The organism is Sphingomonas sp. NPDC092440 (assembly GCF_044754985.1).
Classification (GTDB): Bacteria; Pseudomonadota; Alphaproteobacteria; order Sphingomonadales; family Sphingomonadaceae; genus Sphingomonas.
In genome coordinates this window covers 95286-115586 of record NZ_JBIVQA010000003.1, presented here as the reverse complement: position 1 = coordinate 115586, position 20301 = coordinate 95286, and the positions used below count along the sequence as shown (strand labels likewise).

The following is a 20301-nucleotide window of genomic DNA, read 5'->3' as shown; positions in this document are numbered from 1 at the left end:
CCCTTCGGCGGTGCGTTTTGCACTGCAACCAACGGAGGCCGATGTGACCGAGAAGAGTGGAGCAGACATCCTGATCGAGACGCTGTGCGATCTCGGTGTGGAAGTCGTGTTCGGCTATCCCGGCGGCGCGGTGCTCCCGATCTACGATGCCATCTTCAAGCAGGACCGCATCAAGCATATTCTCGTTCGCCACGAGCAGGCGGCGACGCACGCGGCCGAGGGCTATGCCCGGGCCACGGGCAAGCCGGGGGTCGTCCTCGTCACGTCGGGCCCGGGCGCGACCAACGCAGTCACCGGCATCACCGATGCGCTGATGGATTCGATCCCGATGGTCGTCATCACCGGCCAGGTCCCGACGGGCCTGATCGGCACCGATGCCTTCCAGGAGGCCGACACGGTCGGCATCACCCGCCACTGCTCGAAGCATAACTATCTGGTGAAGGACCCCGCCCGGCTGGAGCCGACGATCCGCGAGGCCTTCTACATCGCCACTTCGGGCCGGCCGGGCCCGGTGGTGATCGACATCCCCAAGGACGTCCAGGTCGCGACCGCGCGGCGCGGCGAGAACGCCCCGATCTCGCACAAGACCTATCGCCCCCAGGTCGAACCCGATGCGGCGGCGATCGAGAAGGCGGTCGACATGCTGGCCGCGGCCGAGCGGCCGATCTTCTACACCGGCGGCGGGGTCATCAATTCCGGCCCCGAGGCCGCGCGCCTGCTGCGCCAGCTCGCCGAGATCACCGGCGCGCCGGTCACCTCGACGCTGATGGGCCTCGGCGCCTTTCCCGCCTCGGACGAAAAGTGGCTGGGCATGCTGGGGATGCACGGCACCTACGAAGCCAATATGGCGATGAACAAGGCCGATCTGATCATCGCCCTGGGGGCCCGTTTCGACGATCGCGTCACCGGCCGTCTCGATGCCTTTTCGCCGAACAGCGCGAAGATCCATGTCGATATCGACCGGTCGAGCATCAACAAGAACGTCCGCGTCGACCTGCCCATCGTGGCGGACGTCGGCCGGGCGCTCCAGGCGATGATCGACGCGTATCAGCTTCGCAAGCATCCCCGTCCGGACCTGACCGAATGGTGGAACCGCATCCAGGGCTGGCGCCAGACCCGCTGCCTGGATTTCCAGGAAGCCGATCCCCAGGTCATCATGCCCCAGCGCGCCATCAAGGCGCTGTGGGAAGCGACCCGGGACAAAGCGCCGATCATCACCACCGAAGTCGGCCAGCACCAGATGTGGGCCGCCCAGCATTTCGACTTCGAGGATCCCAACAAGTGGCTGACCTCGGGCGGCCTGGGGACGATGGGCTATGGCCTGCCGGCCGCGATCGGCGCCCAGCTGGGCAATCCGGACGCGCTGGTGATCGACATCGCCGGCGAAGCCTCGATCCAGATGAACATCCAGGAACTGGCCACCGCGACCCAATATCGCCTGCCGGTCAAGATCTTCATCCTGAACAACGAATATATGGGCATGGTCCGCCAGTGGCAGCAGCTGACCTATCAGTCGCGCTATTCGGAGAGCTATAGCGACGCGCTGCCCGATTTCGTGAAGCTCGCCGAAGCCTATGGCTGGAAGGGCATCCGCATCGAGACGCGCGACCAGCTCGACACCGGCATCGCCGAGATGCTCGCGCATGACGGGCCGGTGCTGGTGGACTGCATGGTGGCCAAGCTCGCCAACTGTTTCCCGATGATCCCGTCGGGTGCCGCCCATACCGAAATGCTGCTCCAATCGGCGGAAGTCTCGGGCGAGATGGACGACGAAGCCAAGGCGCTGGTCTGATGGGGCAAGCAGCGATCAAGTTCCCCTCCCGCTTGCGGGAGGGGCTAGGGGAGGGAATGTCCTCCGGCGTCGGGGTGCGGCAACACGCCCTCCCCCGACCCCTCCCGCAAGCGGGAGGGGAGATTTAGCCATGCATATCAAGGAAGAAGCAGTCGAGCGGCACACGCTCGCCGTCATCGTCGACAACGAGCCGGGCATCCTCGCCCGGATCGCCGGCCTGTTCACGGCGCGGGGCTACAACATCTCCTCGCTCACCGTGTCGGAGATCAGCGACGACGACCTGATCAGCCGCATCACCATCGTCACCGAGGCGTCGGCCCCGGTGATGGAGCAGATCATCGCCCAGCTCGAACGGCTGGTGCCGGTGCACAAGGTGACCGACCTCACTGCCTTCGGCCCGCATGTCGAGCGCGAGCTGGCGCTGGTGAAGGTGGCGGGCACCGGCGAGCACCGGATCGAGGCGCTGCGCCTGGCCGAAGTCTATCGCGCCCGGGTGGTCGACGCGACGACCGCGAGCTTCGTCTTCGAAGTCACCGGCGGATCGGAGAAGCTGGACAAGTTCGTCGAGCTGATGCGCGACCTCGGCCTGGTCGAGGTGGCGCGCACCGGCATCGTCGCGATCGCGAGAGGGGCCGAGGCGGCATGATCACGAGAGGTCTGGTAGCGATCGGCCTGTTGGCCGTGAGCAACGGCGTGAACGCGCAGACAGCCCCGCCGGCCGGAACGTCCGGCTTTGAGGATATGCTCGCGGGGCAATCGGTTCTCAAGATGAATGGCGCCTGCAACCGCTTGATGACCCCGGAGGGCGATCGGACGCCCGAATGCGATAAGCAGCTGATCAACATCGCGTTCGCAAGTGGCAATTCCACCTTCCTCGCGACCATGGAAGGCAAGGGCAGCATATCGTTTCGCGGCAGGGACAGCGCCGCCAGGGGCGATGTCGCCACCATAGCGCTCAGGTCCATCATTCTGACCGGGACCGATCTTTCTTCCCCGCCCATCGAAATCAAGGCGAAGGGCCAATGCACCTACACCAACCCCCACAAGGGGCCGATCCACGTTGAATGCTCGGCCAATACCGCCAAGGGCAAATACGAGCTTTCGTACGTGTCCGACGGCGTCTGGCCGCCGAAATAAACCGACCAACACCGGCTAAAGCAAAAAAGGGCTATATCAATGCGTGTCTATTACGATCGCGATGCCGATCTGAACCTGATCTCGGGCAAGAAGATCGCCATCCTCGGCTATGGCTCGCAGGGCCATGCCCATGCGCAGAACCTGCGCGACAGCGGCGTGAAGGAAGTCGCGATCGCGCTGCGCCCCGGCTCGGCCTCGGCCGCGAAGGCGGAAGGCGCGGGCTTCAAGGTGCTGCCGAACAAGGAAGCGGCCGCCTGGGCCGACATCCTGATGATCCTCGCCCCCGACGAGCACCAGGCCGCGATCTGGGAGAACGACATCAAGGGCAATCTGCGCCCCGGCGCCGCCCTCGCCTTCGCCCATGGCCTCAACATCCATTTCGGCCTGATCGAGGCCCCGGCGGATATCGACGTGATCATGATCGCGCCCAAGGGCCCGGGCCACACCGTGCGCAGCGAATATGTCCGCGGCGGCGGCGTCCCCTGTCTGATCGCCATCCACCAGGATGCCAGCGGCAACGCGCACGACCTCGCGCTTGCCTATGCCTCGGGCGTGGGCGGCGGCCGTTCGGGCATCATCGAGACCAATTTCCGCGAGGAATGCGAGACCGACCTGTTCGGCGAGCAGGCCGTGCTCTGCGGCGGCGCCACCGCGCTGGTCCAGGCCGGGTTCGAGACGCTGGTCGAGGCCGGCTATGCGCCGGAAATGGCCTATTTCGAATGCCTCCACGAGCTCAAGCTGATCGTCGACCTGATGTATGAGGGCGGCATCGCCAACATGCGCTACTCGATCTCGAACACCGCCGAATATGGGGACATCAAGACCGGCCCGCGCATCATCACCGAAGAGACCAAGAAGGAAATGAAGCGCGTGCTGGCCGACATCCAGTCGGGCCGCTTCGTCAAGGACTTCGTGCTCGACAATCGCGCCGGCCAGCCCGAGCTCAAGGCCAGCCGCATCGCCGCCAAGCGCCACCCGATCGAGCAGGTCGGCAGCGAGCTGCGTGCGATGATGCCCTGGATCGGCGCCAACAAGCTGGTCGACAAGGAAAAGAATTAAGGAGAGGGCGTGCGGCGCCGGGCTTTAACAGAGGCCCGGCGCCAGCCGCTGCGGCAACCTGCCCGACATTGCCCGCGGGATCGCCCGGGGCCGCCCCGCCGGCCGCCAGGCGCGCCCGCCCCGTTGCCCGCCATCATCCGCCTGCTTCCCAGGCCGTCCCGGCGCTCGGCACGCCCCGAAGATCCCGCCCCCAGGCCCCGCGCCAGCGGCATGTGCCCCGTCGGCCAGGAAGCGGAGAAGCGCCCGGCGGAGACGCGTCGTCCCTTCCCGCCGGACGGTTCCCGCGGCGCGATATCGGACTATAAGCATCGCAACCGCAGCGAGGAACGGGGGGCTGACTTGAACGAGACCGACGAAGGCCGGGGCGGCGTCAATCGCGTGGAAGCCTTTTCCGACGGCGTGATCGCGATCATCATCACGATCATGGTGCTCGAGATGAAAGCGCCCGAGGAACCGGGGCTGGCGCATCTCTGGGCGCTATGGCCCGTCTTCACTGCCTATGTGCTCAGCTATGCCTATGTCGCGATCTACTGGGTGAACCACCACCGCATGTTCGCCCATGCCACGCGGATCACCAACGACCTGCTCTGGGCCAATATCGCCTTGCTCTTCACGCTGTCGCTGGTGCCCTTCGCCACCGCCTATCTGGGCGAGCAGCATTTCACGCACGACGCGGCGCTGGTCTATATGTGCGTGATGATGCTGCCGAGCTTCGCCTATGTGTGGCTCCAGGCGGTGATCCGCCGCACCGGCCGGCAGGACGCGGCGGCGCAGGCCTATCACCACCGCACCCTGCGCAAGGGCGCGGTGGCCTCCGCCATCTATGCGAGCGGCATCGCCCTCACCTTCGTCTCGCCCTGGGCTGGGCTGGCCTGCGCGGCGCTGGTGGCGGTGCTGTGGTTCCTGCCCAAGAGCCCGATCGACGCGCTGTTCGGAGACTAAGCCCCTGCCCTCGCATTTTCTCCCCTTCCATGACGGCCATCTGCTCGGCATCCGCGTCGGCGAGCGGGCCGCCACGCTGTTCCTGCGCGCCACCGACGGGATCGAGCACGCGCTGATCCTCGAGGATGTCGAGAGCCTCCGCATGGACGAATTCATGGAGGGCAACATCATCCTCTCCATCGAAGTGGTGACCGGCGAGCGCCCTGCGGAAAACATCCCGCTCGACCGGCTGCTCGCTCCGCCGCACCCGAGCGCCGCCGCGGAATATCACATGCGGCACGCCGCCCTGGTCGAGCGCCGCCTCGCCGCGATCGAAGACGGCACGGCGAGCCTCGTCATCCTGCTTTCCTCCTATGGCGCCGATCTGCTCGCGCTGTGCAGGGAAGTGCGGCTGGAATAGCGATGCCCCGTCCCTGGCCTTTGCAGGAGCGGGCATCCCCCCAACGAAAAGGGCGCCCCGGTCTCCCGGAGCGCCCCATCCCTGGCCGAGGCCTGACTTAGAAGCCGAAGCGCAGCCGCGCGCCGTAGAAGCGCGGATAGCCCGGATAGCCGTTATAATTGCCGGTCTGCTCCGGCACCGCGAAGCCCGAGATGAAGTAGAAGGTGTTGGTGAGGTTCTCGACGAACACCTCGCCGCGGATCTTCCCGTCGTTCGACTGCAGGCCGATCGAGCCGTTGATCAGCCCATAGCCCTCGTTGCGGATCGCCGTGTGGCCGGTCACCGGATCGGGGTTGCTCGAAGGGATGTCGACTTCGCTGTTGTAGCGGGCATCCATATGGATCAGGCCCTTCAGGCCGCTGGTGATCTGCGGCTCCCAGGTCACCGAGCCGGTCACCGTGTGCCGCGGCTGGTTCTGGAACTGGCGGCCCTCCTGCCCTTGCAGCGGCGTGCCCGTGAAGTTGTTCGACTTGGAATATTGGGCGTCGATATAGCTGTAGCCCAGCTGGAAGGTCAGGTTCTTGGACGGCCGGATCGACGATTCGATCTCGACGCCCTTCGAAACGCTCTTGGGCACGTTCTGGACAACGAAATTATTGCCCGAGAACACCAGCGACTGCAGGTTGTAGAAGTTCATGTAGAAGGCGGCGATGTTCAGCGAGAAGGCACGGTTCGGGCTGAACTTGGTGCCGATCTCGAACGCGTCGTTGGTCTCCGCCCCGAAGCGCAGGTCGCGGCCCTGCGGGCCGTTGCCGCCAAGCAGCACCGAGTCGAAGGTCGCCTGGTCGAGATTATAGCCGCCCGACTTGTAGCCGTGATCATAGCTTCCGTAGATCAGCAGCCGGTTCGAGAGCTTGTAGGCCAGCTTCACGGTGCCGGTGATCTTGTCGTCGGTGAAGCTGTCGGTGTAGTTGCCGTTGAACTCGGTGTTGATCGCCGGGTTGCAGCTCAGCAGATACAGGTTGTTGAAGATGCCGAGCTGCTTGAGCAGGTTGGCATAGGCGGTCGCCGCCGGATTGCCCGCACGCACCTGGTTGAAGAAGGTGCAGCTGCCGGTGTTGTTGTTGATCGACGCATTCATCGCCTTGCGCTCATGGTTCCAGCGCGCGCCGAGAGTCAGCGAGACCTTGTCGGTGATGTTGACGATATTGTGCGTGAACAGCGCGAAGGCATCGGTCTTCACACCGAACTGGTCGTTGTTGTTGCCCTGCCCGGCAACGGCGCCCGGCAGCGGCGAGGCGGCCAGCGCGGCGAGGCCGGGGATCGGCGTCGAGGGGAAGCCCGGGATCACGCAGAGGCTGCCCGGCGCCGTGCCCGCCTGGGCGCGGAAGCAGCCGACCAGCGGCGCGAGCGTGGCGCCATAAACGGCCTGGAGCGCCGGCAGCGAGTTCGGCACCGCCGGGTTGAGGAACACCGCGCCCGGCGTCGGCACCGTCGGGCCGAGCGAACCGTAGAACTGCACCTTGCCGCCGAAGGACGGGCCGGCGAGCGCATTGAACACCGAATCGACGTACAGATTGGCGTCGTTGCCCACCCGCACCGTGTCGGTCAGGTCGTTCTGCTCGTGCAGGTAGAAGCCGCCGACGAGCCAGTCGAGCACCCCGCCAAAGGCCGAGCCCTGGAGGCGGACTTCCTGGGTGAAGTCCTTCAGCCGGGTCTTGTAGCCGTCGCGATAGGCGCGATCGATGCCCGAGAAATCGATGTCCTGGCTGCGGAGCGCCCGCCAGTCGCGATAGGCGGTGATCGACGTCAGCTTGACGTCGCCCAGATCCCAGTTGAGCTCGCCCGAAAGGCCCCAGTCCTTCACCTTCTCGCCATAGTTGCGATTGGGCGACGCGGCCTGGATGCGATCGCTGGGCTGGCCGGTGTAGATGCCGACCCGGCCCTGCGACGCGGCGATGCCGTTGATCACCTGGGCAAGGCCGCCGCGCACCACCGAGACGGTGGCGCAGCAGACTTCGTTGGTCTCGTAATAATCGCCGATCAGGCGGAAGGTCACGTCGCCCTTGTCGAGCAGCGCCTGGCCGCGCAGCGCCCAGCGATCGATGTCGTTGAAGCGGCGGTCGCTATTGGCGTCCTTGATATAGCCGTCGCGCTTCCGGTAGCTGCCGTCGAGGCGCAGGGCGAGGCCTTCGCTCACCGGGCCGGTGATCGCGCCCTTGACGCCATAGGCGTTGTAGTTGCCGTAGGTGCCCTCGATATAGCCATGCGTCTCGAACTGCGGCATCGCGGTGTAGATGCTCAGCGCGCCGGCCGAGGTGTTGCGGCCGAACAGCGTGCCCTGCGGGCCGCGCAGCACTTCGACGCGCTCCAGCTCGGGCAGTTCGGAGATGGCGACGCCGGCACGGGCGCGGAACACGCCGTCGATGAACACGCCGACCGCCGGCTCGAAGCCCGGATTGTCGCCGCCCGTGGTGATGCCGCGCAGATAGATGGTGGTGCCCGTGGCCGAGGACTGGCCGGTCGAGCTCTGGATCGAGGGCGCGAGCTGCTCGAGATCGCGAATATTGTCCACGCCCGCATTCTGCAGCTCGGCGGCGCCGATGGCGGTGATCGCGATCGGCACGTCCTGCACGGTCTCGTTACGGCGGGTCGCCGTGACGACGATCTCGTTGGCCGAGGTATATTCCTGGCTGTCGTCCGCAGCGGCCGGCGTCGTGGCCTGCTGCTGGGCAAAGGCGGGCGTCGCGAGGAACAGCGTGAGCGCAGTCGCCGCGAGCAGGTCGATCTTCTTCATCGGGTGCATCCCCCTCCTTGGGCGCCGGCCGGCTGCTACCGGTCACGGCGTTGCTTTTATCGCCAGCGAAACTAACGCTGCATTTTTCAGCCCGTCAACGGGGATAAGGGCCGGAACTCCGCAGTTTCCCGCCGTTTTTCTCGATGAGATACAGTTGAGCCACACTCGGTTTCTGCAAGAACCGCAGATGCCGTAGCGTAAAGCCCGGAAGCCGCGAGGAAGAGAAGAAAATGGTGCATGATCACGAGGGACCCGAGGATGGCGACATCGTTGCGCCGTCGGCCAAAATTCCGGTCCCCGCCGAAGTCTCGGACGCGATCCGCACGCTGATCCGCTGGGCCGGCGACGATCCCGGGCGCGAAGGACTGCTCGACACCCCGCAGCGCGTCGCCCGCGCGTGGAAGGAATATTGCCAGGGTTATGACGAGGATCCCTCGCATCACCTGAACCGCGTGTTCGAGGAAGTGGGCGGCTATGACGATATCGTGCTGCTGAACGGCATCCCGTTCCAGTCGCACTGCGAGCATCACATGGCGCCGATCACCGGCAAGGCCTCGATCGCCTATCTGCCCAAGGACCGTGTGGTCGGCATCTCGAAGCTCGCCCGGGTGCTGCACGGCTTCGCCAGCCGGCTCCAGGTGCAGGAACGACTCACCGCGCAGGTGGCGGACTGCATCTGGGAAAGACTGCGCCCGCAGGGCGTGGCGGTGGTGATCGAGGCGACGCATGGCTGCATGACCGCGCGCGGCGTGCGCACGCCCGGCGTCGGCATGGTCACCAGCCGGATGATGGGCGTGTTCCGCGACGACGAGCGCAGCCGCCAGGAAGTGCTCAAGCTGATGGGCTATTGATGCGGGTTCTCGTCACTGGCGGCGCGCGGCGGATCGGGGCGGCAATCGCCCGCCGGCTGGCGCTGCGCGGCCATGCCGTGGCGATCCACCATCACCATGCCCCCGAAGAGGCCGAGGCGCTGCGCGCGCAGATCGAGGCCGAGGGCGGCACCGCCTGTGTGGTGAGCGGCGAGCTGACCGAGGCGGAGAACGCCCCCGCGCTGATCGCGGCGGCCCGGCAAGGCCTGGGCGGCGCGGTGGAGGGGCTGGTCAACAACGCCTCCCAATTCGCCTGGGACGCCCTGCCCCTCACCGATTTCGCGCTGCTCGACCGGCACATGCGCGTCAATTGCGGCGCCCCGGTCGCGCTCGCTTCGGCGCTGGCGGCGCAGGATGGTCTCGATCAGGGCGCAGTGGTCAACCTGCTCGACCAGAAGCTGGCCAATCTCAATCCGGACTTCCTCACCTACACGCTCAGCAAGGCCGCGCTCGCCGCCGCGACCGAGCTGCTCGCCCGGGGGCTGGCGCCGCGCATCCGGGTGAACGCGGTCTCGCCGGGCCTCACCCTGCCCAGCCTCGACCAGACGGCCGAGGAGTTCGCGGAGCATGCCCGCCAGAACCTGCTCCAGCGCCCCGTCGCGCTCGCCGACATCGCGGCCACGGTCGAGCATCTGCTCACCGCCCGGAGCATCACCGGCCAGAACGTCTTCGTCGATTGCGGTCAGCGCTTCCTCCAGCGCGATGGCGATGTGATGTTCGAGGGGCGGGAGCGTCCGCATGGCTGAATACACCATCCTGCTCGACGGGCTCGAGGTGGCGATGGGCCTGGGCATCCATCCCGAGGAGCGCGCCGCGCCCCAGCGGGTGACGCTGCACGTCGCGATGACCTGCCGCTATCCCGCACCCCCGGAAGACCGGATCGCAGCGGTGGTCGATTACGACTTCCTGCGAACCGGCATCCACAAGCTCGCGGAATCGCGCCATTTCGAGCTGCAGGAGACGTTCTGCGAGCAAGTCGCGGCGCTGGCACTGGCGGACGCGCGGGTGGTTCGCGTCACAGTCCGCTCGATGAAGCTCGACATCTATCCCGATGCGCGCATCGGCTGCGCGCTGACCCGGGAGCGCAATCCGGGCTAGGGTGAGAACCCAGGCAGGTATTTGATTTTCTGCCGTCATCCCCGCGCAGGCGGGGATCCAGGATAGCATGGGATGATCGAAGCAATCACGCGGACGCTTGCCGGAAACGGCAAAGTGAGCGTCGCGCGCCTTGCCCCTGGCCCTGGATCCCCGCCTGCGCGGGGATGACGGGAGGGAATGGCCGGGATGACCTGCGCGGAAATATGAGTCCCCAGCGCAGGCCAGCCGCCCGTGCCTACACCCGGTTGGCCGCGCTGAGGACCGCGCGCACCGAAGCCGTCGCGATGTCCGCATCGATGCCCACGCCGAACACGGTCCGCCCATCGGCGGCACGGCATTCGACATAGGCGGCTGCCTGTGCATCGGCGCCGTGCCCGATCGCATGCTCGCTGTAATCGACCACGTCGAGCGCCGGCCCGGTCGTGCCCGCCAGCGCATCGATCACGCCCGAGATCAGGCCGTTGCCGCGCCCCGAGATCGACCGCGCCTCGCCGTCCACCGCGATGCGGCCGACGAACACGCGCTGCCCCGCGGCACCCGTCTCCTCGTAATCGACCAGCGCGAACCGGTCCTTCTCGCCCGGCAGATAGGTCTGCTCGAAACGGCCCCAGATGTCCGCGGCATTGAGCTCGCGGCTGGTCTCGTCGGCCAGCGCCTGGACGTGGCGCGAAAAGTCCGCCTGCATGCGCTTGGGCAACTTCAGCCCCTTGTCCTGCTCGAGCACCCAGGCGACGCCGCCCTTGCCCGATTGCGAGTTCACTCGGATCACCGCTTCATAGTCGCGGCCCAGATCCTTGGGATCGATCGGCAGATAGGGCACGTCCCAGAATGCGTCGTTGCGCGCTTCCTGCGCGGCGAAGCCCTTCTTGATCGCGTCCTGGTGGCTGCCCGAAAAGGCCGTGAACACCAGGTCGCCGGCATAGGGGTGGCGCGGGTGGACGGGGATCTGGTTGCAATATTCGACCGTCTGGATCACCTCGTCGATGTTCGAGAAATCCAGCCCCGGATCAACGCCTTGCGTGTACATGTTCAGCGCCAGCGTGACGAGATCGACATTGCCGGTGCGCTCGCCATTGCCGAACAGGCAGCCCTCGACCCGGTCCGCGCCCGCGAGCAAGCCCAGTTCCGACGCGGCGACGCCGGTGCCGCGGTCGTTATGGGTGTGCAGGCTGATGACCACGGTCTCGCGGCTGCGGATGTTGCGGCAGAACCATTCGATCTGGTCGGCATAGATGTTGGGCGTCGCCGCCTCGACCGTTGCCGGCAGGTTGAGGATTAGCGGCTTGTCGGTGGTGGGGCGCAATATGTCCATCACCGCCTCGCAGACCTCGACCGAGAAATCGAGCTCGGCCGTCGAGAAGGTCTCGGGGCTGTATTCGAAATGCCAGTCGGTGTCGGGCTGCTTGGCGGCTTCGTCGCGCAGCACCTTGGCGCCGGCGACGGCGATCGCCTTGATCTCCTCGCGGCTCATGCCGAACACGATGCGGCGCCATGCCGGCGAGACGGCGTTGTAGAGGTGGACGATCGCCTTCCTCGCGCCCCTGAGCGACTGGAAGCTGGTCTCGATCAGGTCCTGGCGCGACTGGGTGAGTACCTGGACGATCACGTCGTCGGGGATCCTGTCCTGCTGGACCAGGCCTGAGATGAAGTCGAACTCGGTGGCGCCGGCGCTGGGGAAGCCGACCTCGATCTCCTTCACGCCCACCTTGCAGAGCAGCTCGAAGAAGCGGGTCTTCTTCTCCGCGTCCATCGGGTCGATCAGCGCCTGGTTGCCGTCGCGCATGTCGGTCGACAGCCAGCGGGGCGCCTTGGTGATGGTGCGGCTCGGCCATTGGCGGCCGGGCAGGTTTACCTGGGGGAACGGACGGTACTTGATACTCGGATCGCGCAGCATGACAGCTCTCTCTCGGCTGGAGACTTGGGTTCAGACCTTTGAAATGCCCTTAGGGGCGTGCGCGTGCGCGTCCGGCCCCTAAGGGCGGATAAGTCGCAGTCCGAGAAGCGCGCGAGCCGTCATGATGGGCTCCCTTTAGACAAGCCCGCGCGGCCTTGTCCACCTCACATTGTGTTTGTGGCGGCCGTAGTATCGCTATTCGCCGCTTCGTCCGCTGCGGCCTCGGCGGCGTTGGCGGCAGCGGCCGGCGCGGCTTCCTCGGCCGGCGTCTCGCTCGCCCTTGGGCTCGGCGTGGCGACGATCTCGGCCATGGGCGGCGGGTCGGAATAGTTGGTGCCGGTGGTTCCACCGCCGCCGCAGCCCGCCAGAATCAGCAACCCGCCGAGCACCAGACCGCGCATTCCGCTCTCCCCTTTCGCCGTGAAATTGCACGATAGCACGGCATTTTCCCCACTCCTACCGGCCGTTTAACCCCAGTTATCCCCGAAATATCGCTCTCCGGGCCCGTCTCGGCGCATCTGCTCTCTAGACAGACGCGTTTTGGCACGATCAAAGGGTTGCAGGTGAGGACGAATGCTCTCACCGCGGTACATCGTAGGCACGAAAAGCGGCGGAAGGGTTCGCACACGCCGCTGGCGCCCACGAAGGCATAGCCCGTCCAGGGCAGGAACAGGAGAAGACTTTATGGCCGAGACCAAAGCACGCGGCGGTATCGCCAAGCCGGTGACCCCTTCGCCCGAGCTGGCCAAGATCACGGGCTCCGCGGACCTTCCGCGCAGCGAAGTCGTCAGCAAGCTGTGGGACTATATCAAGAAGAACAACCTGCAGAACCCGGCGAACAAGCGCGAGATCATCGCCGATGACACGCTGCGTCCGATCTTCGGCACCGACAAGGTGACGATGTTCGAGATGAACAAGCACATCGCGAAGCACGTCAAGTAAGCCGGCCGGGGCCATGAGGCCCTGCCGCTGAACATGCGAAGGGCGGGTTCCCTGGGGAGCCCGCCCTTTTGCTTCAGGAGATACCGATGGCCGAACGTTTCGAACGCCACCGCCAGCCCTGGCGCCCCGACGAGGTCCAGAAGCTCCACACGCTGGCGAAGAAGGGCATGGCGCTGAAGGCCATCGCCAAGGCACTCACCCGCAGCGAGGAATCGGTGAAGGAGCGGGCCAAGCTCGACGGGCTCAGCATCGCCAAGCTGCACTAGCCTGGAACGCACGGCCGCTTGCCGCGGGCCGAGCAGCTGCTAGGGGGCCCCGCGATGTACGATGCGATCATCCTGGGAGCCGGCGCCGCGGGGCTCATGTGCGCGCTCACCGCCGGCCAGCGGGGCAGGCGCGTGCTCCTCGTCGACCACGCCGACGCACCCGGCAAGAAGATCCTGATCTCCGGCGGCGGCCGCTGCAACTTCACCAATATCGGCACCACGCCCGATCGCTACCTCTCGCAGAACCCGCATTTCATGAAGTCCGCGCTCGGCCGCTACACCGCGCAGGACTTTCTCGACCTGGTCGAGCGGCACCATATCGCCTGGCACGAGAAGACGCTGGGCCAGCTCTTCTGCGACGGCTCCGCGCGCCAGATCGTCGACATGCTGCTCGACGAATGCGCGCGCGGCCAGGTGGAGATCTGGTTGGGCGACGCGCCGCGGGTCGAGCATGCCGATGCCCGCTGGCACGTCGCTTGCGGGAAGCGCGTCGCCACCGCACCCGCGCTGGTGCTCGCCACCGGAGGCCCGTCCATCCCCAAGCTGGGGGCGACCGGCTTCGCCTATGACTTCGCCCGCCGCTTCGGCCTCAAGGTCGTCGAGCCCCGCCCCGCCCTCGTCCCGCTCACGCTGAGCGGCGAGGAAGCGCTGTTCCGCGAGCTTTCGGGCGTCTCCACCACCGTCACCGCCAGCGCCGGCAAGGCGCGCTTCCGCGAAGCCGCGCTGTTCACCCATCGCGGCCTGTCCGGGCCCGCCATCCTCCAGGTCTCGAGCTATTGGCGCCACGGCGAGAGCATCGGCATCGACTTCCTGCCCGATGCCGAACCCGGCTGGCTGCTCGCCGCCAAGCGCGCGCGCCCCCGGGTGATGCTGCGCAAGCTGCTCGGCGAGGCGCTGCCCGCCCGCCTGGCCGATGCGCTGGCGGAGAAGCTCGCCTTGCCCGCCGAGCTCGCCAACACGCCCGACCGCAAGCTCGAGGATGCCGCCCGCCGCCTCACCGACTGGCGCTTCGCTCCCAGCGGCACCGAAGGCTTTGCGAAAGCCGAAGTCACGCTGGGCGGGATCAGCACCGCCGAACTCAGCTCGCAGACGATGGCAGCGCGCAAGCTGCCCGGCCTCTACGCGATCGGCGAGGCGGTGGACGTCACCGGCTGGCTCGGCGGCTATAATTTCCAATGGGCCTGGGCGAGCGGCCGTGCCGCGGGGCTCGCGCTTTAGGGTCCCAGCGCCGGCATAAACGCCATCGCAGCCGCCATGCGGGCATGATTCTTCCCCATGGCCCGCCCGGAACGCATGATCCCATCGGATATGTCGGAAATGCTACGGCATTCCTCAAATCGAATTTCACAGATAAAATAATGTTTCCGCCATGTGTCTCCTACAAAGGGCTTGTCCGGTCGCGCTTCCCGCGGGGCCGGGCCGGCAACTGGCTTTCCGGGCTGTATCTTCCGGAGGCCGCCCAGGAGGATTCACGATGCACTGGTTCCAGGCCATCGCGCCTATCCGTCTCAAGCTCTACATCGCCTTCGGCTCGCTGATCGGCGTCATGGTGCTGGTCGCGCTCGTCGCCTTCGTAGCGCCTCTCCTGGTGGCGGTGCCGATCGTCGCGCTGCTGATCGGCGGCGCCGCGATCCAATGCGTGCGCTATCGTGCCGCGATCGCCGATCCCTATGTCACCACCGTGGTCCGCATGGAAGCGCTCGCCGCCGGCGACCTCGCCAGCCCGATCCAGTTCGGCGACTATCGGGATTGCGTCGGCCGCATGACCAAGGCGATGCTGATCTTCCGCGACAACGCAGTCGAGCAGGCCCGCCAGGCCGAGGAACAATCGGTCGCGGTCACCCATCTCGGCGCCAGTCTCGCGCGCCTCACCCATGGCGACCTCACCGCCGAGATCGGCGAGGGCTTCCCCAGAGGCTATGCCGAGCTCAAGGCCAACTTCAACGGCGCGCTCGTCGCCTTGCGCGGGCTGATCGGCGCGGTGACGGAGAGCGCCTCGACGATCCAGACCGGCTCCAGCGAAATCGCCCAGGCCGCAGAAGACCTCGCTCGCCGCACCGAGGCCAATGCCGCCAGCCTGGAGCAGACTTCGGCCGCAGTCACCCAGATGGATCTGCGCCTCAAGGCCACCGCCGAAGCCGCCGGCCGTACCGTCACGCGCGCCGACGACGCCATCGCCACCGTGGCCGGCGGTCGCGGAATCGCCGACGAGGCGGTACAGGCGATGACTCGCGTCAGCGACAGCGCCAAGGGCATCGACAGCGTGATCGAGGGACTCGACAAGATCGCGTTCCAGACGCGCGTCCTCGCCATGAACGCGGCGGTGGAAGCGGGCCGCGCCGGCGAGGCGGGGCGCGGCTTCGCGGTCGTCGCCGACCTGGTTTCCGCCCTGGCGATGCGGGCCGAAGAGGAAGCGGGCCGTGCCCGCGAGCAACTCACCGCCACCCAGGCCGATATCGGCACCGCCGTCGGGATGGTCCGCAAGGTCGATGATGCGCTGGCCGACATCTCGGGCGATGTGGGCGAGGTCCATGCGCTGCTCGGCCAGATGGCCGGCGACAATCAGGCCCAGGCGGCGGCGATCACCCAGATCAGCACCGCGATCGGCGATATGGACCGCGGCACCCAGCAGAATGCCGCGATGGTCGAGGAGACCTCGGCGGCCGCGCGCAACCTCAACGGCGAAGTCGCCGCGCTCGGCGAGCAGGCGGCGAAGTTCGACGTCGGCGCTCCGCCACGCGCAAGCCTGGCCCCGCGCGCGCGGACGCAGCCGAAGCCGCGCACCGGCGGCCTGCCCGCCAGGCCGGCACCGGCAGCGCTCGCCAATGACTGGGCGAGCTTCTGATCCAGCAGCGAGGGCGCCCGCACCGGCGCCCTCGCCCGGCGGCGAGATCCACCCGTCGCCCCTCGATCGGCCGCAGCGGCTATTCCGCCGCCAGCCGCGCCGCGCGCCGCTGCGCGATCCGGGGCATGCTCGCCTCGATCCAGTCGGCCAGGCCGCGCACCTGCGCCGCCGCCTCGCGCCCCATCGGCGTCAGGCTGTACTCCACATGCGGCGGCACCACCGGATAGGCGACGCGATCGACCAGCCCGTCGCCCTCCAGCCATTGCAGCGTCTGCGCCAGCATCCGCTCGCTCACGCCGCCCACCTTGCGGCGCAGTTCGCTGAAGCGATGCGTGCCGCCTTCCAGCGCGATCAGGATCAGCACGCCCCATTGGCTGGTGATGTGCCGCAGCACCTCGCGCGAGGGGCAATCGGGCGACATCAGGTCACCGCGCCGCACGCGGGCCGAAAAGGGCTCGACAGGTTTTTCCATGCTTACATTTATGTACGTACTTACGATAAGTAAGCAACCCCCATATCTGGATGCCCGTCCCCAAGGAAGGAACGGATCCATGACCATCGCCATCACCGGAGCCACCGGCCAGCTCGGCCGCCTCGTCGTCGGGAAGCTCAAGGAGAAGCTGCCCGCCCGCGAGATCGTCGCGCTCGCCCGCACCCCGGAAAAGGCCGCCGATCTCGGCATCGCGGCCCGCGCCTTCGACTATGATCGCCCGGATGCCCTGGCCCCGGCGCTTGCCGGCATCGACACGCTGCTGCTCATCTCGTCCAGCGAAGTGGGCAAGCGTGGACCGCAGCACGCCGCGATCGTCGCAGCCGCCCGGGAAGCCGGCGTCGGCCGCATCGTCTATACCAGCCTGTTGCGTGCCGACACGACGCCGCTGAGCCTGGGCATCGAGCATGCCGAGACCGAGCGGGTGATCGCCGCCTCCGGCATTCCGCACATCTTCCTGCGCAACGGCTGGTATCTCGAAAACTATGCCGCCGCGGTGCAGGGCGCGCTGGCGCATGGCGCGCTGATCGGTGCCGCCGGGGGAGGCCGCATCGCCGCCGCGAGCCGCGCGGACTATGCCGACGCCGCAGTCGCCGTGCTGCTCGGCACCGGCCATGACGGCAAGACCTATGAGCTGGCCGGCGACACCGCCTTCACGCTCGCCGGGCTTGCCGCCGAGATATCGCGCCAGACCGGCCGCGACATTCCCTATCGGAACCTCCCCCAGGCCGATTATGCCGCGGCGCTCGCCGGCGCGGGCGTCCCCGTTCCCTTCGCCGACCTGCTCGCCGCCTGGGACATCGACATTGCGAGCGGCGCGCTGTTCGACGACGGCCACCGGCTCTCGCAGCTGATCGGCCGGCCCACCACCGGCCTGGCGGACGGTGTGCGGGCATTGATCGGCTGACCGCCCTTCCCGGCCGGATCGACATCCGGAGCGAAGGCGCCGCAAAGGCGCCATATGGTCCGCCGCCGCGGCAAGCGGCCGGGGCGGCGGATATCCGAAATATGCGGCACGGAATGCCCTCGGCACCTATCCCCTTGAGACAAGTAGTTCCCCATAGCCGTCATCCCCGCTTCCCTCTGTCGTCATCCCCGCCTCCCTCCGTCGTCATCCCCGCGCAGGCGGGGATCCAGGGAAGCCCGGGACGATGGAAGCAATCGCGCGAACGCTTTCCGGAGAGGGCGGGGGCTGCTGCGCCTGCCCCGCTTTTGGCCCTGGATCCCCGCCTGCGCGGGGATGACGGAGGGGTACTTGTCCCGGCGGGGCAAATGCCAACGCCCTCCCGCCCCCTCCGGGAAGGGAGAGCCCGCAAGGCCGGGCAATCCCGCAAGGACTGGCCCGCAAGGACTGGCAATGTAGGAGATCTTCCGGTCTATCCTCGAAGATGCGTCACCAACCCGACTCCAGCCCCCCTGTTCCTGCCCCGCACCGGCGCGCGTGTATCAAGGGATTCAACATTTCCGCCGCGAGGGGTTCACGCGCCACAACGAAAATCCGGGCGGATCCGCCATTTAGTTGCTCAACCCCTCGGTTGAACGACACAAAGCGACGCCACCGGCGATCAACCCTCTTTTCCCTTGCGATGCGGGCCCGGCGAGCCCATGTGCGGAATCTCATGTCATTTGCCGATCTCCCCGCGCTTCTCGCCGAAGCGCTCGCAGCGCGTGGTTATGCCGCGCCCACGGCCGTCCAGGCCGCCGTCATCGCTCCCGAGGCCGCGGGCCGCGACCTCATCGTCTCCGCCCAGACGGGATCGGGCAAGACCGTGGCCTTCGGCCTCGCCATGCATCCCGAGCTGCTCGGAGAGGACGGCCGCATCGAGCCGACCCGCGAGCCGCATGCGCTGATCATCGCCCCCACCCGCGAGCTGGCGCTCCAGGTGAGCCGTGAGCTGATCTGGCTCTACGGCCCCACCGGTGCGCGCATCGCCACCTGCGTGGGCGGGATGGACGCTTCCAAGGAACGCCGCCAGCTGGGCTATGGCGCCCATGTCGTCGTCGGCACGCCCGGCCGGCTGCGCGATCACCTCGAGCGCGGGGCGCTCGACCTCTCGGCGCTGCGCGCGGTCGTGCTCGACGAAGCCGACGAGATGCTCGACATGGGCTTTCGCGACGATCTGGAGGCGATCCTCGACGGCACGCCGGAGACCCGCCGCACCCTGCTCTTCTCGGCGACCATGCCCAAGCCGATCGTGGCGCTCGCCAAGCGCTATCAGAAGGACGCGCTGCGCATCTCGACCGTCGGCGAGGATCGCGGGCATGGCGACATCAGCTATCAGGCGATGACCGTCAGCCCCTCCGACATCGAGCATGCGGTGATCAACCTGCTGCGCTTCCACGAAGCGGAGACGGCGATCCTGTTCTGCGCGACGCGCGACAATGTCCGCCACCTCCATGCCAGCCTGGTCGAGCGCGGCTTCGCCGCGGTGGCGCTGTCGGGCGAGCACAGCCAGAACGAGCGCAACCACGCGCTCCAGGCGCTGCGCGACCAGCGTGCGCGGGTCTGCGTCGCCACCGACGTGGCGGCGCGCGGCATCGACCTGCCCACGCTTACGCTGGTGGTGCATGTCGAGCTGCCGCGCGATGCCGAGACGCTTCAGCACCGTTCGGGCCGCACCGGCCGCGCCGGCAAGAAGGGCACCGCGGTGCTCATCGTCCCCTATCCGCGCCGCCGCCGCGTCGAGATGATGCTCAAGGGCGCGCGCATCCCGGTCGAATGGGTCGAGGTGCCGAGCGCCGAGGCGATCCGCGCGCAGGACCGCGAGCGGCTGATCACCGCGCTGCTCGCGCCCGTGGAGATCGACGAGGAGGATGCCGCCATCGCCGAGCGCCTGCTCGCCGAGCGCAGCCCCGAGGAGCTGGCCGCCGCGCTGGTGCGCGCCCACCGCGCCGCGCTGCCCGCGCCCGAGGAGCTCAGCGACCGCAGCCATTCGGACCGGCGCGAGGAGCGCCAGGCCGGCCAGCATCGCCCGGGCTTCGACGACGTCGCCTGGTTCCGCATGGACATCGGCCGCCGCCAGAATGCCGATCCGCGCTGGATCCTGCCGCTGATCTGCCGCCGCGGCCACATCACTAAGGCCGAGGTGGGCGCGATCCGGATCGGGCCGAACGAGACCGCCTTCCAGATCCCCCGCGCGCTCGCGGCCAAGTTCCTCAATGCCGTGGGCCGTTCCGCCGAGGGGGACGACGATGTCCGCATCGAGCCGTCCGAGGGACCGGTGCAGGGCGGCCGGCCGCAGCGCAACGGCCCGAACCGTCCCAACTATCAGGCCAAGCCGCATCGCAAGGGGCCGCCCCGGGGTCACGCGCCCCGGTGAGGATCCTCGTCGACGCCGATGCCTGCCCGGTGAAGGACGAGGTCTACAAGGTCGCCTGGCGGCACGCGGTGCCGGTGGTGATCGTGAGCAACAGCTGGCTGCGCGTGCCCGAGCATCCGCTGGTCAGCCGCCAGGTGGTGAGCGACGGCTTCGACGCCGCCGACGACTGGATCGCCGGGCAGGCCGGTGCGGAGACGGTGGTGATCACCGCCGACATCCTGCTGGCCGACCGCGCGCTCAAGGCGGGATCGAAGGTGCTGGCCCCGAACGGCAGGCCGTTCACCACCAGCTCCATCGGCGCGGCGATCGCGACCCGGGCGATCATGGCCGATCTGCGGGCCGGCGGCGACCAGATCGGCGGGCCCCGCCCCTTCTCGCCCGCCGACCGCTCGGCGTTTCTCCAGGCGCTGGATCGCGAGCTGGTTTCGTTGAAGCGGCTTACGCAATCTTAGGAGACGTGCAGCTATCCTC

Annotated in this window: 20 protein-coding genes; 16 read left to right on the top strand and 4 right to left on the bottom strand. The window is 67.5% G+C overall.

Annotated features, from left to right (window positions below; all coding sequences use genetic code 11):
* Positions 1-43: 43 nt before the first annotated feature.
* From ACIQCS_RS05875 to ACIQCS_RS05850, 6 genes are all read left to right on the top strand, one after another.
* Positions 44-1792, top strand: coding sequence for an acetolactate synthase 3 large subunit (locus tag ACIQCS_RS05875; protein ID WP_280278457.1), 1749 nt, complete (start codon positions 44-46; stop codon positions 1790-1792).
* Positions 1793-1922: 130 nt separating this feature from the next.
* Positions 1923-2438, top strand: coding sequence for an acetolactate synthase small subunit (ilvN, locus tag ACIQCS_RS05870; RefSeq protein ID WP_345851075.1), 516 nt, complete (start codon positions 1923-1925; stop codon positions 2436-2438).
* Positions 2435-2929, top strand: a complete 495-nt coding sequence (locus ACIQCS_RS05865) for a hypothetical protein (protein WP_345851073.1) — start codon at positions 2435-2437, stop codon at positions 2927-2929. The genes ilvN and ACIQCS_RS05865 overlap by 4 nt, the downstream gene beginning before the upstream one ends.
* Before the next feature lie 39 nt (positions 2930-2968).
* Positions 2969-3988 carry a ketol-acid reductoisomerase gene (gene ilvC, locus ACIQCS_RS05860; RefSeq protein ID WP_086128978.1) on the top strand — a complete coding sequence of 340 codons (1020 nt, stop codon included), beginning with the start codon at positions 2969-2971 and terminating at the stop codon, positions 3986-3988.
* A gap of 339 nt (positions 3989-4327) precedes the next feature.
* Positions 4328-4930: a TMEM175 family protein gene (locus ACIQCS_RS05855; RefSeq protein ID WP_345851071.1), complete on the top strand. Its 603-nt coding sequence runs from the start codon at positions 4328-4330 to the stop codon at positions 4928-4930.
* 142 nt (positions 4931-5072) lie between these two features.
* Positions 5073-5330 (top strand): hypothetical protein, encoded by a 258-nt coding sequence (locus tag ACIQCS_RS05850; RefSeq protein WP_345851070.1) that lies wholly within the window; start codon positions 5073-5075, stop codon positions 5328-5330.
* A gap of 97 nt (positions 5331-5427) precedes the next feature.
* Here ACIQCS_RS05850 and ACIQCS_RS05845 read toward each other — a convergent pair whose 3' ends face one another.
* A complete protein-coding gene (locus ACIQCS_RS05845) occupies positions 5428-8106 on the bottom strand; it encodes a TonB-dependent receptor domain-containing protein (RefSeq protein ID WP_345851068.1) in 2679 nt (892 codons plus the stop codon).
* A 230-nt stretch (positions 8107-8336) separates the two neighbouring features.
* On the opposite strand from ACIQCS_RS05845, the gene folE reads away from it, so the two are divergent.
* The 3 genes from folE to ACIQCS_RS05830 are packed head-to-tail and all read left to right on the top strand — an operon-like array spanning position 8337 to position 10073.
* Complete coding sequence (folE, locus tag ACIQCS_RS05840) at positions 8337-8957, top strand: GTP cyclohydrolase I FolE (RefSeq protein ID WP_345851066.1); 621 nt, start codon at positions 8337-8339, stop codon at positions 8955-8957.
* A complete protein-coding gene (locus ACIQCS_RS05835; protein WP_345851064.1) occupies positions 8957-9721 on the top strand; it encodes an SDR family oxidoreductase in 765 nt (254 codons plus the stop codon). Before folE ends, ACIQCS_RS05835 begins: the two co-directional genes overlap by 1 nt.
* Positions 9714-10073, top strand: a complete 360-nt coding sequence (locus tag ACIQCS_RS05830; protein WP_345851062.1) for a dihydroneopterin aldolase — start codon at positions 9714-9716, stop codon at positions 10071-10073. Before ACIQCS_RS05835 ends, ACIQCS_RS05830 begins: the two co-directional genes overlap by 8 nt.
* Positions 10074-10308: 235 nt before the next feature.
* Here the strand turns inward: ACIQCS_RS05830 and leuA are convergent, their stop codons facing one another.
* Positions 10309-11967, bottom strand: coding sequence for a 2-isopropylmalate synthase (leuA, locus tag ACIQCS_RS05825; protein WP_345851060.1), 1659 nt, complete (start codon positions 11965-11967; stop codon positions 10309-10311).
* 164 nt (positions 11968-12131) lie between these two features.
* Positions 12132-12368, bottom strand: a complete 237-nt coding sequence (locus tag ACIQCS_RS05820; protein WP_345851058.1) for a hypothetical protein — start codon at positions 12366-12368, stop codon at positions 12132-12134.
* Between the two features lie 283 nt (positions 12369-12651).
* Here ACIQCS_RS05820 and ACIQCS_RS05815 point away from each other — a divergent pair, with 283 nt between their 5' ends.
* The 4 genes from ACIQCS_RS05815 (at position 12652) to ACIQCS_RS05800 (ending at position 16020) form a co-directional block, all read left to right on the top strand.
* Positions 12652-12909, top strand: coding sequence for an SWIB/MDM2 domain-containing protein (locus ACIQCS_RS05815; RefSeq protein WP_280278445.1), 258 nt, complete (start codon positions 12652-12654; stop codon positions 12907-12909).
* An 86-nt stretch (positions 12910-12995) separates the two neighbouring features.
* Positions 12996-13175, top strand: a complete 180-nt coding sequence (locus ACIQCS_RS05810) for a hypothetical protein (RefSeq protein ID WP_137862246.1) — start codon at positions 12996-12998, stop codon at positions 13173-13175.
* A gap of 54 nt (positions 13176-13229) precedes the next feature.
* Entirely contained in the window at positions 13230-14393 is a 1164-nt protein-coding gene (locus ACIQCS_RS05805; RefSeq protein ID WP_345851053.1) for an NAD(P)/FAD-dependent oxidoreductase, read from the top strand.
* 256 nt (positions 14394-14649) lie between these two features.
* Positions 14650-16020 carry a methyl-accepting chemotaxis protein gene (locus ACIQCS_RS05800; protein ID WP_345851052.1) on the top strand — a complete coding sequence of 457 codons (1371 nt, stop codon included), beginning with the start codon at positions 14650-14652 and terminating at the stop codon, positions 16018-16020.
* 79 nt (positions 16021-16099) lie between these two features.
* Here the strand turns inward: ACIQCS_RS05800 and ACIQCS_RS05795 are convergent, their stop codons facing one another.
* Positions 16100-16492, bottom strand: a complete 393-nt coding sequence (locus tag ACIQCS_RS05795; protein ID WP_345851051.1) for a helix-turn-helix domain-containing protein — start codon at positions 16490-16492, stop codon at positions 16100-16102.
* Between the two features lie 79 nt (positions 16493-16571).
* Here ACIQCS_RS05795 and ACIQCS_RS05790 point away from each other — a divergent pair, with 79 nt between their 5' ends.
* The 3 genes from ACIQCS_RS05790 (at position 16572) to ACIQCS_RS05780 (ending at position 20282) form a co-directional block, all read left to right on the top strand.
* Positions 16572-17417, top strand: coding sequence for an NAD(P)H-binding protein (locus ACIQCS_RS05790; RefSeq protein ID WP_345851050.1), 846 nt, complete (start codon positions 16572-16574; stop codon positions 17415-17417).
* Between the two features lie 712 nt (positions 17418-18129).
* Positions 18130-19830 (top strand): DEAD/DEAH box helicase, encoded by a 1701-nt coding sequence (locus tag ACIQCS_RS05785; protein ID WP_345851048.1) that lies wholly within the window; start codon positions 18130-18132, stop codon positions 19828-19830.
* A complete protein-coding gene (locus tag ACIQCS_RS05780; RefSeq protein ID WP_345851047.1) occupies positions 19827-20282 on the top strand; it encodes a YaiI/YqxD family protein in 456 nt (151 codons plus the stop codon). Before ACIQCS_RS05785 ends, ACIQCS_RS05780 begins: the two co-directional genes overlap by 4 nt.
* Positions 20283-20301: the final 19 nt, after the last annotated feature.

Bases quoted from the DNA above. Each gene is read 5' to 3' on its own strand.
- ACIQCS_RS05810 (WP_137862246.1), top strand. From the start codon at position 12,996: ATGGCCGAACGTTTCGAACGCCACCGCCAGCCCTGGCGCCCCGACGAG.
- ACIQCS_RS05785 (WP_345851048.1), top strand. From the start codon at position 18,130: ATGTCATTTGCCGATCTCCCCGCGCTTCTCGCCGAAGCGCTCGCAGCG.
- ACIQCS_RS05850 (WP_345851070.1), top strand. From the start codon at position 5,073: ATGGACGAATTCATGGAGGGCAACATCATCCTCTCCATCGAAGTGGTG.
- leuA (WP_345851060.1), bottom strand. From the start codon at position 11,967: ATGCTGCGCGATCCGAGTATCAAGTACCGTCCGTTCCCCCAGGTAAAC.
- ACIQCS_RS05800 (WP_345851052.1), top strand. From the start codon at position 14,650: ATGCACTGGTTCCAGGCCATCGCGCCTATCCGTCTCAAGCTCTACATC.
- folE (WP_345851066.1), top strand. From the start codon at position 8,337: ATGGTGCATGATCACGAGGGACCCGAGGATGGCGACATCGTTGCGCCG.
- ACIQCS_RS05820 (WP_345851058.1), bottom strand. From the start codon at position 12,368: ATGCGCGGTCTGGTGCTCGGCGGGTTGCTGATTCTGGCGGGCTGCGGC.
- ACIQCS_RS05835 (WP_345851064.1), top strand. From the start codon at position 8,957: ATGCGGGTTCTCGTCACTGGCGGCGCGCGGCGGATCGGGGCGGCAATC.
- ACIQCS_RS05790 (WP_345851050.1), top strand. From the start codon at position 16,572: ATGACCATCGCCATCACCGGAGCCACCGGCCAGCTCGGCCGCCTCGTC.
- ilvC (WP_086128978.1), top strand. From the start codon at position 2,969: ATGCGTGTCTATTACGATCGCGATGCCGATCTGAACCTGATCTCGGGC.
- ACIQCS_RS05845 (WP_345851068.1), bottom strand. From the start codon at position 8,106: ATGAAGAAGATCGACCTGCTCGCGGCGACTGCGCTCACGCTGTTCCTC.
- ACIQCS_RS05865 (WP_345851073.1), top strand. From the start codon at position 2,435: ATGATCACGAGAGGTCTGGTAGCGATCGGCCTGTTGGCCGTGAGCAAC.
- ACIQCS_RS05815 (WP_280278445.1), top strand. From the start codon at position 12,652: ATGGCCGAGACCAAAGCACGCGGCGGTATCGCCAAGCCGGTGACCCCT.
- ilvN (WP_345851075.1), top strand. From the start codon at position 1,923: ATGCATATCAAGGAAGAAGCAGTCGAGCGGCACACGCTCGCCGTCATC.
- ACIQCS_RS05795 (WP_345851051.1), bottom strand. From the start codon at position 16,492: ATGGAAAAACCTGTCGAGCCCTTTTCGGCCCGCGTGCGGCGCGGTGAC.
- ACIQCS_RS05805 (WP_345851053.1), top strand. From the start codon at position 13,230: ATGTACGATGCGATCATCCTGGGAGCCGGCGCCGCGGGGCTCATGTGC.
- ACIQCS_RS05830 (WP_345851062.1), top strand. From the start codon at position 9,714: ATGGCTGAATACACCATCCTGCTCGACGGGCTCGAGGTGGCGATGGGC.